Source organism: Acinetobacter sp. YWS30-1, from assembly GCF_033558715.1.
GTDB lineage: Bacteria > Pseudomonadota > Gammaproteobacteria > Pseudomonadales > Moraxellaceae > Acinetobacter.
Window position 1 is genome coordinate 2,828,872 of record NZ_CP114606.1, and the last position, 13,235, is coordinate 2,842,106.

Consider the following 13,235-nt stretch of genomic DNA (forward strand, 5'->3'; position numbering starts at 1 on the left):
CTTACCACAAGGCCAATTGGGTGCTCACGCCGGTCGTATCCACACCGCCCAGCTCAGCATAATGATGCAACTGGCTCAGTAACTGACGAATTGGTGGACCTGACTTGGCATGCGTGTCGGTAATTACAATAAATTCCAATACGCGTGCACGTTCAGACTGGCGCTGCTTACTGACACGATAACGTGGCACATCCTGAGTGAGCAAGGTTACACGGCCACGTTTCAGGTTGGCCTGCAGCAAATCTGTGGCACTGATATTACCATCGGTTGAATAACTGGTCAGGATAAAACGCGCATTAATGGTCGCCAACAAAGTTTCATAGGCTTCTTTGGCATGCTTGGATGAGTTGTACTGACTTGGACGTTCTTTACGCCATGCACGGTCAATCCCGCTCTTGAAGCCTTTAGTGTCTGGAGTCGGTAAATCCACCTGATCCCACAGCGTTAAAGCATTGAGTACATGATAGTTACTACTATAGGCATGCTGGTTATACGGTGGATCCAGATAAGCCACATCGACTTCAAAACCACTCATCTGATTGGCTAAGTGTTGGGCATCCACACACCACATTTCTGCGGCAGGTCCTTGATGCTTAGCATCTTCACAGAAACGGCTTGGCGTTAACCAAAGTAGTGATTCAATGCGTTCTAGTGCAGTCTGGGTTTTACCGCCCCAACCATGATGGAAACTTTTAAATACACCTGAGGTATTGCTGACAAAACTGGCTGAATAGAGCAGCGGTGCCAGCAAAGCACTCATTTCCACGTCATCAATCGCACCTTGAGCCTGCCAGGTCGCAATCTGCTGACGGATGGCATCGATACGCATGCCGTTACGGCGTTTGAAGAACAAACGGTCTCGGGTCGGATCATAAATCTCATCATTACGCGGACACAGGTTATGTGTCACCCAGCCTTTAACTTCAGGCAAACGGTTCAGATAATCAATCGCTTTCTGATAGCCACCGAGCTCTTTAAAGGCAGGTGCTTCAGTACAAGCTAAAACTGCATGATTGAGTGCATGACTATAGGGTTCCCAGTCATTGGCAATCACCCGATAGCCATTCTGACGGGCCAGACGTGAAACCACCCCGGAACCTGCAAAAAAATCGGCAAATATCGGCGCACGGCCATCTTCGCGTTTTAAGGTTCCCGTGCTCTCAAGTGCTTCCAGAATTAAATGTAGTAAACGGCGTTTGTTCCCCAAATAAGGAACCAACTGATGGAAAAGATATTCATCTGTGGTACGTGCCGCATGGCGACGTTTGTGGTAAACCGTAGACTCTGAATTCATAGTGTCTCTTGAGAGGGAATTAACCTGAAGCGCACGTCATCACCCAAACGGGTCACGTCCTGCAACTTGAATCGAAGTTGTTCTGCCATTCGGCTGAATTCTGCATTGAACATACTACGCGCAGTTTGCCCCAATAAAGTCGGTGCAACATAACTGATGAGTTCATCCACCAGCCCTGCCTGTAAAAATGCAGTAGATAAAGTCGCACCTGCTTCCACCAGCACATCATATATCTGATGCTGCTGAACCAGTTGCTGTAATAATTCTTTTAAAGGCTGAATTTCGAGTTGGATCACACCCAGATCAGCCAGCTCCTGACGATAAGGCCCCATCACCATTACCGTTTCTGGATTTTCCAAAATTTTGGCATTCAGTGGCAAACGGCCTTGGCGATCCAGAATAATCCGTTTGGGCTGAACTACCGTGCTGATGTCATTCATACCTTTCAGGCTACGGACATTGAGCTGACAGTCATCAGCCAATACAGTTTCAATCCCGGTAATCACTGCGCCAGAAATGGCACGCCAGTGCTGGACATCCTGACGGGCTTCAGGACCGGTAATCCATTTCGATTCACCGGATGCCATAGCCGTACGGCCATCTAAGCTTGATGCAATTTTCAAACGCACATAAGGCATCCCAGTCGCCATCGCTTTTAGAAAGCCATCATTCAGCAGATGCGCTTCATCTTCACAAATGCCGACTTCAACGTTGATACCAGCATCTTTCAGAATCTGCACACCTTTACCAGCAACCAGTGGATTTGGATCAGGACAGGCAACAATCACTTTAGCCACACCTGCTTCAACCAATCCTTTGGCACACGGCGGTGTACGACCATAATGCGCACAAGGTTCCAGCGTCACATACGCAGTTGCACCGCATGCCTGCTCTCCCGCCTGACGCATGGCAAAGACTTCCGCATGAGGCTGACCGGCTTTAGGATGGAAACCTTCACCCACGACTACGCCATCTTTGACAATGATACAGCCGACATTCGGATTCGGTTTAGTGGAGTACTGCCCCTGACGTGCCAGTTCGATGGCACGGCGCATCCAGATTTGATCTTGAGTGAGTTCAGTCATGCTTATTCTTGAAACTCACCACGTTGCTGCATCTGTTCAATCTGACGACGAAAGGCTTCGACATCCTGGAAATCCTGATACACCGAAGCAAAACGGACATAAGCCACATGATCAAGTGCGAATAGAGATTGCATGACAATTTCACCAATAGTACGTGATTTCACATCACGCTCACCCAGACGGCGAATCTGCAACTGGATATCACTGAGCACCGTTTCAATCTGTTCTTGCGTCACAGGACGTTTCTGCAAGGCATGCATCAGGGAACGGCGTAATTTGGCTTCATCAAAGGGTTCATTCTTGCCATCAGATTTGATGACACGCGGCATCACCACTTCATAACTTTCAAAGGTGGTAAAGCGTTCATTACAACTGACGCATTCACGACGGCGGCGAATCTGGCAACCTTCAGCGGCCAGGCGTGAATCAATCACTTTACTGTCTGGTGTATTGCAAAATGGGCAATGCATAGCGGTTTAATTGAACAAATCCTGATGATTTCCGAGTGTAGCAAAAATTCTAAACTTTGTAGAGTTTTACGCAATATATAGAAAAAAAACAGCCCAGATGGGCTGTTTTACACAATATATTGATTATTGTTTTAGCAGATTATTCTACGCGTTCGCCATGTTGACTCAAGTCCAGACCCATGCGTTCATCATCAGAAGAAACACGGATACCGATGATCAGATCAATCACTTTAAGAATCACGAAAGTTAATACTGCAGAGTAAGCGATGGTTGCAAGTACACCTTCAACTTGAACCCAAAGTTGGCTCATTACATTTGCTGGAGCAGCATCACCCATGATGAATTCGCTTGCGAAGAATGCTGTCAGAATCGCACCAACGATACCACCCACACCGTGCAGGCCAAAGGCATCCAGAGAATCATCAGCTTTCAGTGTACGTTTCAGAGCAGTAATACCCCAGAAACATACCACACCACCGATCAGACCCATTGCCAGCGCACCACCGACAGTGACAAAACCAGCTGCTGGAGTAATTACCACCAGACCTGCTACCGCACCAGAAGCCCCACCTAATACAGATGCTTTACCACGTACTACTTTTTCAGTAATTAACCAAGAGATCGCTGCTGCCGCTGCTGCAACTTGAGTTACGATCAGCGCATAACCTGCAGAACCATTTGCACCCAATGCTGAACCACCGTTGAAGCCGAACCAGCCTACCCAAAGTAAGCTTGCACCGACTACAGTTAAAGTCAGGTTATGTGGCGCCATTGATTCACGGCCAAGACCCATACGTTTACCAAGCATGTAGGCTGCAACCAGACCCGCTACACCTGAGTTGATGTGAACGACTGTACCACCAGCAAAGTCAAGCGCACCGTCGTTGCCTAACCAGCCGCCGCCCCAGACCCAGTGAGTAATTGGTGCATACACCAGAATCACCCAAAGTGCAATGAATGCCACAAAAGCACCAAACTTCATACGTTCCGCAATTGAACCGCTGATGATGGCAACCGTAATGATGGCAAACGTCATTTGGAAGATCACGAACAGGATTTCAGGAATCGTGCCTGAAAGCGCATCGGTGGTTATTCCAGCCAGCATGAGCTTGTCCAGACTGCCGATAAAGGCATTTCCTTCACCAAAGGCCAATGTATAGCCAATCACGACCCAGGCAATACTGACTACGGCTGCAGCAACAAAGCTGTGTGCCATTGTTGCCAGCACATTTTTCTTACGGACCATACCGCCATAGAACAGGGCTAAACCTGGAATGGTCATCAGTAATACAAGAGCTGTTGAAGTGAGAATCCAGGCTGTATCGCCAGTATCGAGAGTAGCTTCTTCTTCTGCAGGCGCTGCTGGTTCCGCTGGCGCCACTTCAGCAATCTCTGCTGTAGTTGTGTCTGTTGTTGTAAGTGAAGTATCGCCAGTCTCTGCAACGAGTGCGACTTCTTCAGTAGGTGTTGGTGCTGTTACGGCCTCTTCAGCCCACGCAACAGAACCACCTAAAAGAGCGCTGGACAAGCCGAACGCCATTAGCATTTTTTTCATTCGTATCCCCCAACCATGTTTTTTGTGAGTTATTAGGTACTCAGCAAACTTCGTGCCAAATTAAACAGCGTCTGCACCTGTTTCACCGGTACGAATACGGATGACTTGTTCTAAGTTAGTTACGAAAATTTTTCCGTCACCGATTTTTCCAGTGCTTGCAACACGAGTAATTGATTCAATTACCGAATCAACCATTTCGTCGCTGATTGCGATTTCAATTTTGACTTTCGGTAGGAAATCTACAACGTATTCAGCACCACGATAAAGTTCAGTATGGCCTTTTTGACGACCAAAGCCTTTGACTTCAGTCACAGTGATGCCTTGAACACCAATTTCAGATAATGCTTCACGCACATCATCCAATTTGAAAGGTTTTACAATTGCAGTTACGAGCTTCATGTTTGTTTTCCTTCGGCTTATTTCACCAGTAAGGTTTTATGTTCAAATTTCATGCCAAGATTCCTAAGGTCGGGGGAAATTAGAAAGCCCGGCATGATGTTTCTTGCTCTTTCATTTTATACTTATAACGTATTGGAATCTGCACAAATTGGATATTTTTTATGTGGATTTTTACAATATTACTAATCGAAGCAGCCTATATTTTATCTGAAATACTGTAAGTCACTCTTGCAGCAATGCTACACTGTCCGCGCATTTATATGGCGATGGATCGGATTATGATTGAAACCCTGTTACAAGCAATTTTGCAGCAAGTTGAACAGCCTAAAAAGGACCTGGAGCACAATCTGCGTGCCCTGCTCAATGAAGCCGTCAGTAAAATGGATTTAGTGTCTAAAGAAGAGCTCGAACGTCAACGCACTGCCCTAAATAATGCCAATCAGCGTTTAAATGTTTTACTAAAACAAGTCGAAGAGCTAGAAGAAAAAGTCTCGATTAAAAAATAAGCACAACTACAGTGCACAAAAGACACGAGAACAATAAAAATAATGCACTATATTGGAACAACAATATGTCTTTTGCCAAAATTTATACGCGAGGCCTATTAGGCCTGCATGCACCTTTAATTGAAGTCGAAGTTCATGTCAGTTCTGGCATGCCTTCCCTCACCATTGTGGGGCTTCCTGAAGCCGCAGTCAGGGAAAGTAAGGATCGGGTTCGATCAGCTATTCTGAATAGCGGCTTTCAGTTTCCGACCAAACGCCTGACCATTAATCTGGCACCTGCCGATCTACCTAAAGATGGCTCACGTTTGGACTTGCCGATTGCGCTAGGAATTTTAGTGGCCTCAGGGCAGCTTCCAGAAAATTGCACAGATGACCTTGAATTTATTGGTGAACTGGCCCTAGATGGTCAATTGCGGCCTGTAACAGGAATCCTGAGTATTGCAATCGCCTGCCAGCAGGCACAGCATCAACTGATCTTGCCTAGTCCGAATGCTCAGGAAGCCTCTCAGCTTCCGGATTTTCAGGTATTTGCTGCCAATCATTTACAGGAAGTCTGTGCACATCTGGCTCAAGCAGAAACCTTGCCCCCGTTTAAGACCAGTCCATTAGATCAGCACTCTTTTTATAAATTTGATCTTGCGGATGTGAAAGGACAATTGCGACCACGACGTGCCTTGGAAATTGCAGCTGCAGGTGGCCATTCCCTGCTGTTCCGCGGCCCACCTGGTACAGGTAAAACCTTATTAGCATCGCGCCTCGCCAGTATTTTACCTCCCTTAAATACTCAGGAAAATCTGGAAGTTGCTAGTATCTATTCAATTGCCAATGCCAATCATCCCTTTGGCCAGCGGCCATTTCGGGCACCGCATCATACTGCGTCTGCCATTGCACTGGTCGGCGGTGGCTCACATCCTAAACCTGGAGAGATCACACTGGCACATTTGGGCGTTTTATTTCTAGACGAACTGCCTGAGTTTGACCGCAAGGTTTTAGAAGTATTACGTCAGCCGCTTGAGTCCAAAGAAATTGTAATCTCACGTGCTTCCCGGCAAATTACTTTTCCAGCCAATTTTCAACTGGTGGCAGCCATGAATCCTTGTCCATGCGGTTATGCATTTAATCAGGACAGCCGCTGTCAATGTTCACCTGAAAGCATCAAGCGTTATCAGAACCGGATTTCTGGCCCATTACTGGATCGGATTGACCTGCATATTGACGTACCACCTTTACAGGCACAGGAATTACAGGACAATAAACCTGTCGAAAACTCTGAAACGGTCAGACAGCGCGTGATCACCGCCTATAATATTCAGATCGAACGGCAAAATGCCTTGAACATGAGTCTTAGTCCAAAGCAACTAGAACAATACGCCCCTCTCGATCCACCAGCTCAGAAAATGATTGAACTGGCTCAGCAGAAACTGAATTTGTCAGCACGAGGCTATCATCGGATTTTGCGTGTTGCCCGAACCATTGCCGATCTTAACCAAAGTCCAGATATTCAGACTGGGCACTTATCGGAAGCCTTGTCTTATCGCGGGCAGCAGCAGATTTAGAATATTAAAAAAGGCGACCTGAGATCGCCTTTTTTAAACCCCAAAGATTAGAAGCTGTAGCCTAGTCCTAATACCACTTTATTTTTCTGTTTATCTTCAAAACGGTTATAACCACCAAAAATATAATTCATGCTGGCGGTGATGCCTGTATCAGCAAGTGGCTTGCTTAGACCGATATCGAAATGACGGAAACCGAAACTGTTTTCTGTTCCTTTTATGTCGCCATCTTTGGCATAAATATATAGGCCAAGTGCAGTATCCAGACTAAAATCTTTTGGCAGTGCATAGCTATAGGTGCCTTTTAGATAGGTATCCCCTGCATTACCCCAATCAAGATCTTCAAGCAATGTTTGAGCAGTCACACCAAAATCTTTGTACGTCAGACCCAGCATGGTTTCAAAACCATTTGAGCCTGTATTGCCAATATCATAATAGTAATAATAAGTTAAACCCGCTGTATAACCCCAGTCTTCATTGATTGAACCGTTATAGCCCGCATAAAAATCATTTTCAAAGGCATTGGGCAAATCATCACCATAGTCTAATGTCGAACCCCACCAGCCTGCATAGAAACCAGAAGCATGATTGTAGTCCAGCCCCCCCTGTAAAGTAGCGCCCTTATTTTCTGGCGTATTGGTAATACCACGCAGGTTATAGCTTGAAAGTACGCTGATATTTCCAGATACCGTATGTTCAGCAGCCGGTTCCTCAGCAAAAGTAAAAGAAGATGCAGCGCCCAATAAAGCAAGAGATAATACTTTTAATGTTGATTTCATTGTGTGACTCCCCCAGATCGTCTGAGACGTTTTTTATGGTCATTGATTAAACTCAAGCTCGAAACTGCAAGAGCTATGCCAATCTGGAATAAAACAACTAAAATCTGATGAATAAAAATAAAATAAAGCACTAGGTGTTTGTTTTTAAATTATATTTAAATTTTTAAAAAAAGCACTTTAATAGATTCTTTTTAACCTTAGTCCTTTTTCAAGGATTTATTTTCTTTTTTCGGTCTTATACATAATCATTTACAAGTTGCGCCATTTTGAGTCTATTTTCGCTTTGATTAAATTTTGTGCTAAAAAAAGGTGCAGAAATAAAAAGTAAAGAAACACATTGCTCTATTCGAGTTTTCGATTCTTGCTCAAACTCAGAAAATTTCTGGATTAAAAAGTTCAAAATAGTGCTAAGCAAGAAAAAGTGATACTCATGGAATGACTTTTTATTATTCAGAAATCTATGCGCATTTTCGGATTTATAAATATTTAAATTAAATATTTATATATTAAAATTCAATAATTTATAATCAATTCTCACTTTTAAGAAATTATTAATGAAGAGTCTGATACAGAAAATGAAGATTTTGAACACTCAACTTTTTCATTCTAAGAATTTTAATTTTAAATATTATTGATGCACTCATGAGTCATACCCTTCAGAGAATTTATATTTAAAAAATATCTTTGTTTTTATTTGTTTTTTTACTATATGGTCAGGATTTAGACTGTTAGATCTCTTACCATTATTCACTTTAGATTAAAAAAAATCCATCGACTTTAGTGGAATATCGTAAATAAAAATGACATTTATTCAGCGAATCTTATACAATTCCTAAAAATTTCCATCAATTTGTATAAGGCTCTCTCCCAATGCAAAACACAAAAAAATTAACATTGGCAGTTTTGATTCAGGCTGCATTGATCTCAACCGCTTTTGCTAGCGAGCAGAGTGAGTCTAAAGGTTTTGTAGAAGACGCAGAAGGATCTGTACTTTTCCGTACTGGTTATTTATCTCGTGATAAGAAAAATGGCGTAGCAGATACAAGTTCAGCTGCACAGACTGCAATTGTGAAACTGGATTCTGGCTTTACTCAAGGTGTAGTCGGCTTTGGTGCCGGGATCATCGGTGATGCTTCTTTCAAACTAGGAAACAACAAAAATGCCGGTAATGGCATGATTCCTCGTGAAAACGGTTTCAATGCTAAAGGTGAGTACGTTAAAGGTGCTGGCGATACTTATGATCATTGGGCTCGTGGCGGCGCTTATGTGAAAGCTCGTGTATCTAATACCACTGCTGTATATGGTACCCAAGTTTTAGATCTTCCTGTATTGGCATCAAATACTGCACGTCTCGTTCCTGAATACTTTGAAGGCGTATTAGTGACTAGCAATGAAATTGATAACCTGTCATTAACAGCTGGTAAATTTACTAAAAACCAATATTCAGACCAAATCGACTCTGATGGTAACGAGCTTGATCGTGCTGTTGTTTGGGGCGCGAAATATAAATTTAGTGATGCTCTAAACGCTTCTTACTACGGTACAGATATTAAAGACCGTTTAGACCGTCATTATGTGAATGCGAACTATAGCTATGCAGTAGCCAATGGCGGCACTTTAACTCACGATTTCAGTGGCTATCATACTGAGTGGGATAAAAAAGCTGACGGTGGTGCATATACTTATTCTCATACCACAAATGACTTAAGTAACTTAAGCAACAATATTTGGGCTATTTCTACCACTTACAATACTGGTCCGCACAATATCATGGTGGCTTACCAACAAAATACTGGTAACACAGGCTATGACTATGGTTTGGGTCGCGGTGTAGGTGATGGTCATCAAACGATTTATCTACCAAACTCATACCTGTCTGACTTCATTGGCAATAATGAAAAATCAGCACAACTTCAATACACATTTGACTTCGGTGCTGTAAATGTTCCTGGTCTATCTTGGACTTCCGCATTTGTATATGGTTGGGATATTGATGTAGCAGGTAGTCCAGATCATTCTCAGTTAGTAACTAGCGATGCACAAGAACGTGAATTCTTTAACCAGGTGAAATATACTGTTCAATCTGGTTTTGCTAAAGATGCGAGCTTGCGTTTACGTCACTCTTACTACCGTGCAAGCGATGATTATCAAGCTGATCGATACATTGGTGACACCAACGAATGGCGTATCTGGTTAGATATTCCTGTGAAATTATTCTAATTCACCCGAATTTCAAGCCATAATAAAAAACCTGCACATTGTGCAGGTTTTTTTGTTTAAGTTTTAAAAAGTTAAAGACTTAAACTGAAAAGCAAATGAATTATTTATTTGCTTCTGCATAAGCTGCAATTGAGCTGAGTACTTCCTTTTTAGCAACATCAGCACCCTCCCAACCACTTAACTTAACCCATTTACCTGGTTCCAAGTCTTTGTAGTGCTGGAAGAAGTGTTCGATTTGGCTGATCAGCAACGGAGGAAGATCAGTATATTCTTGAACATCTTTGTAGATCGGAGTCAGTTTGTCGTGTGGAACTGCAACCAGTTTCGCATCAACACCACCATCATCTTCCATGTTCAGTTTACCTACAGGACGGCAACGAATGACTGAACCTGGCTCTACTGGATGTGGAGTTACGACCAATACGTCTAGAGGATCGCCATCTAGAGAAAGTGTATTTGGTACATAACCATAGTTTGCTGGGTAGAACATTGCTGTACCCATGAAACGGTCTACAAATAATGCATCAGAATCTTTATCGATTTCATATTTGATTGGTGCTGCATTTGCAGGAATTTCGATAATGACATAGATGTCGTTTGGCGCATCTTTACCCGCTGGGATATTGCTGTAGCTCATAGCATCACTCTTTAACAAGTTATATCTTTTAAAAACCGCGACAATTATAACGGTTTTTACAGATTTTTTTTGATTTTAAAATATCGAACTGTAAATATCTCGACCTGCTTTATTTTAAGCTTAAGAGATTTTGATAATTAACAGCAGTAAGGTTATTGGACATAATAAAGATAACAGCCAGACAATTGAACGTAAGGTCGACCAGTTCGCCAGATAACAGATCCCATAGATGACCCGAAAAACCAGATAGGCAATCCCAAAGGTCATCACCAGACTTTGCGGCACGACCATATATTCTGCCATCAGAATCGAGGCGATAAAGAGCGGTAAGCTTTCAAAGCTATTTTGCTGAGCGGCATTGGCGCGACTGGCCAGGCCTGTAGACTTTTCTAAAAATGCCCGCGGATTCTGATTGTCTTTTGCACGAAACCCTGCCGATTTTTTCGCAATCAAGGTAAAAACATAAGGTAAAAGACAAGCTGCCAAAATGAGATAGATAACCCCACTAATGCTATGCATCTGATTTTTCTCTTGAGAATTTTTATGTCTATCATAGCATGGCGTTTCGTGAATAAATTTTGTTAAATAGAGTGTTTTTATAAATGATTAAGGATTCACTATGGTCAGCCCTGATCAAAATGAAATGTTCGATGTCCTCGAGAAACAGCGCCAGCATCAACGTCAAGTGGATCGCGTATTAAAAATCGTATTGCCGATTGTTGCATTTCTGATAGCGGTCATTTGTGCCAATATGAATATCTGGTCTCCCCTCTTTACCTTTGCCATCTTATGGATTGCCTTCTATGCCGTGGGCATCAAACGCATGCCGATCTGGCACTGGGTGGTCGCAATCATCATTTATTGCCTGATAGATAATATTCTCAGTTATGGCAGTTTTAATTTGAGAGGATTTAACCGCCAGTTTGGTACCATGTTTATTTTTTTGGGTGTGATCGGGGTAGGACGTCCTTACTTCGACCGCTGGCTAATGAAAAAAGAGAATTAAAAAAAGCGCCCTCAGGCGCTTTTTTTATTGCAGGATTTATGCAGTCTTACGTAGATCTTTACGCAGGATTTTGCCTACGTTAGATTTTGGTAATTCATCCATAAATTCAACATAACGTGGGCGTTTATAACCGGTCAGATTTTCTTTTGCAAATGCCAGAACTTCTTCAGTCGTCAATGAAGGGTCTTTCTTCACCACAAACAGTTTTGGCACTTCACCTGATTTTTCATCTGGTACACCAATTGCAGCCACTTCCAGTACTTTTGGATGTTTTGCAACGACTTCTTCAATTTCAGAAGGATAAACGTTGAAGCCAGAGACCAGAATCATGTCTTTCTTACGGTCAACGATTTTGATGTAACCACGTGAATCCATAACACCGATATCACCGGTACGGAAGAAGCCATTTACCATCACTTTATCGGTTTCATCCGGACGGTTCCAATAGCCTTTCATCACCTGTGGACCACGGATTGAGATTTCACCCTGCTCACCGAGTGCAACTTCATTACCGTCATCATCCAGAATTGCAACTTCAGTCAAAGGTAACGGAATACCAATCGTACCGCTAAATGCTTCAGATGCCGGTGGGTTCGCAGTTGCTACTGGAGAAGTTTCAGACAGGCCATAACCTTCAATGATGTTAGTGCCAGTAATTTTCTTCCAGGCTTCTGCAGTAGAAGGCAGAACAGCCATACCACCGCCCATCGCCATTTTTAAACGGCTATGATCCAGTTGCTTGAACTCTTCGTTGTTTACAAGCGCATTAAACAGCGTGTTCACAGCAGGGAAGAATGTTGGCTGGTATTTACGTAATTCTTTCATCACCGCAGGCAGGTCACGCGGGTTAGGAATCAGAACGTTCGCCTGACCTTTATACATGCCGTAAAGTGCACAGACCATGAAAGCAAAGATGTGATAAAGCGGTAAAGCACAGAAAATACGGTCATCTGGCTGGCCATCTTGCGCACCGAATTTGCTCTGGAAGATACCGTCACACTGCAACAGGTTAGCAACCAGGTTACGATGGGTCAGTTCAGCACCTTTAGAAACACCAGTAGTACCACCTGTGTACTGAAGTACAGCAGTATCACTTAAAGTCAATTCAGGGCGTTTATAGTTGCTTGGGTTAACTTTATTCAGGGCTGCATTGAACTTGATGTGGCCTGGAATATCCCATGCCGGAATCTGCTTACGTACTGAACGCAATACAAAGTTCACCAAAGTACCTTTTAAAGCACCCAGCATGTCACCCACAGAAGCAACCACGACGTGCTTCACAGGCGTTTTGCCAATAATTGACTGATAAACGCTTGCAAAGTTCTCAATAATGACCAGAACTTCAGCACCAGAATCTTTTAACTGATGCTCAAGCTCACGTGATGTATATAGTGGATTTACATTCACCAGTACTAAACCAGCGCGGAACACCCCCAATGCTACGACCGGATACTGAAGAACGTTTGGCATCATTACAGCAACACGTGTGCCTTTTGCCAGACCCAAACTTTGTAAATATGCTGCGAATTTACGACTAGCTTCTTCCAATTCATTGAACGTTAAAGTCTTATCCATAAAGATAAAGGCATCACGTGAGCCAAATTTTTGGAAATTGCGTTCAAAAATATCAACCAGAGACGTATTTTCTGCTGGTAATTCTACAGTTTCTGGAATCCCTGTTTTTTGGTATTCAGCGAACCAAATTTTTTCCATAATGCCAATCTCTCCAAT

At 43.2% G+C, this 13,235-nt stretch carries 13 protein-coding genes; 4 read left to right on the forward strand and 9 right to left on the reverse strand.

The annotated features are described in order from the left end of the window. Position 1: 1 nt before the first annotated feature. The 5 genes from O4M77_RS13460 to glnK form a co-directional block, all read right to left on the reverse strand. Positions 2-1,294, reverse strand: a complete 1,293-nt coding sequence (locus O4M77_RS13460; RefSeq protein WP_034703433.1) for a DNA adenine methylase — start codon at positions 1,292-1,294, stop codon at positions 2-4. Beyond that, complete coding sequence (gene ribD, locus O4M77_RS13465; RefSeq protein WP_323713575.1) at positions 1,291-2,379, reverse strand: bifunctional diaminohydroxyphosphoribosylaminopyrimidine deaminase/5-amino-6-(5-phosphoribosylamino)uracil reductase RibD; 1,089 nt, start codon at positions 2,377-2,379, stop codon at positions 1,291-1,293. The genes O4M77_RS13460 and ribD overlap by 4 nt, the downstream gene beginning before the upstream one ends. A gap of 2 nt (positions 2,380-2,381) precedes the next feature. Beyond that, positions 2,382-2,849, reverse strand: a complete 468-nt coding sequence (nrdR, locus tag O4M77_RS13470) for a transcriptional regulator NrdR (protein ID WP_004787309.1) — start codon at positions 2,847-2,849, stop codon at positions 2,382-2,384. A 139-nt stretch (positions 2,850-2,988) separates the two neighbouring features. Continuing rightward, on the reverse strand, positions 2,989-4,404 hold the full coding sequence (locus O4M77_RS13475) for an ammonium transporter (protein WP_159123952.1): 1,416 nt from the start codon (positions 4,402-4,404) through the stop codon (positions 2,989-2,991). A gap of 60 nt (positions 4,405-4,464) precedes the next feature. After that, the gene (glnK, locus tag O4M77_RS13480) at positions 4,465-4,803 is read right to left on the reverse strand and encodes a P-II family nitrogen regulator (protein ID WP_004650081.1); all 339 of its coding nucleotides are present in this window, start codon (positions 4,801-4,803) and stop codon (positions 4,465-4,467) included. Between the two features lie 278 nt (positions 4,804-5,081). Here glnK and O4M77_RS13485 point away from each other — a divergent pair, with 278 nt between their 5' ends. Then, positions 5,082-5,309, forward strand: coding sequence for an accessory factor UbiK family protein (locus O4M77_RS13485; RefSeq protein ID WP_180025476.1), 228 nt, complete (start codon positions 5,082-5,084; stop codon positions 5,307-5,309). Between the two features lie 65 nt (positions 5,310-5,374). Beyond that, complete coding sequence (locus tag O4M77_RS13490) at positions 5,375-6,865, forward strand: YifB family Mg chelatase-like AAA ATPase (protein WP_180034050.1); 1,491 nt, start codon at positions 5,375-5,377, stop codon at positions 6,863-6,865. Between the two features lie 47 nt (positions 6,866-6,912). Here the strand turns inward: O4M77_RS13490 and O4M77_RS13495 are convergent, their stop codons facing one another. Further along, entirely contained in the window at positions 6,913-7,641 is a 729-nt protein-coding gene (locus O4M77_RS13495) for a TorF family putative porin (protein WP_144723540.1), read from the reverse strand. 870 nt (positions 7,642-8,511) lie between these two features. Here O4M77_RS13495 and O4M77_RS13500 point away from each other — a divergent pair. Continuing rightward, positions 8,512-9,861 (forward strand): OprD family outer membrane porin, encoded by a 1,350-nt coding sequence (locus O4M77_RS13500; RefSeq protein ID WP_179992217.1) that lies wholly within the window; start codon positions 8,512-8,514, stop codon positions 9,859-9,861. Positions 9,862-9,961: 100 nt separating this feature from the next. On the opposite strand, the gene ppa is transcribed toward O4M77_RS13500, so the two are convergent. Together ppa and O4M77_RS13510 are read right to left on the reverse strand one after the other, a co-directional pair. Continuing rightward, a complete protein-coding gene (gene ppa, locus O4M77_RS13505) occupies positions 9,962-10,498 on the reverse strand; it encodes an inorganic diphosphatase (protein WP_034703878.1) in 537 nt (178 codons plus the stop codon). Positions 10,499-10,618: 120 nt separating this feature from the next. After that, positions 10,619-11,017 carry an MAPEG family protein gene (locus O4M77_RS13510; protein WP_166136510.1) on the reverse strand — a complete coding sequence of 133 codons (399 nt, stop codon included), beginning with the start codon at positions 11,015-11,017 and terminating at the stop codon, positions 10,619-10,621. 100 nt (positions 11,018-11,117) lie between these two features. Between O4M77_RS13510 and O4M77_RS13515 the strand changes: the two genes are divergently transcribed. Beyond that, complete coding sequence (locus O4M77_RS13515; protein ID WP_034703874.1) at positions 11,118-11,504, forward strand: hypothetical protein; 387 nt, start codon at positions 11,118-11,120, stop codon at positions 11,502-11,504. Between the two features lie 36 nt (positions 11,505-11,540). Here O4M77_RS13515 and O4M77_RS13520 read toward each other — a convergent pair whose 3' ends face one another. Beyond that, positions 11,541-13,217, reverse strand: a complete 1,677-nt coding sequence (locus O4M77_RS13520; RefSeq protein WP_180025469.1) for an AMP-binding protein — start codon at positions 13,215-13,217, stop codon at positions 11,541-11,543. Positions 13,218-13,235: the final 18 nt, after the last annotated feature.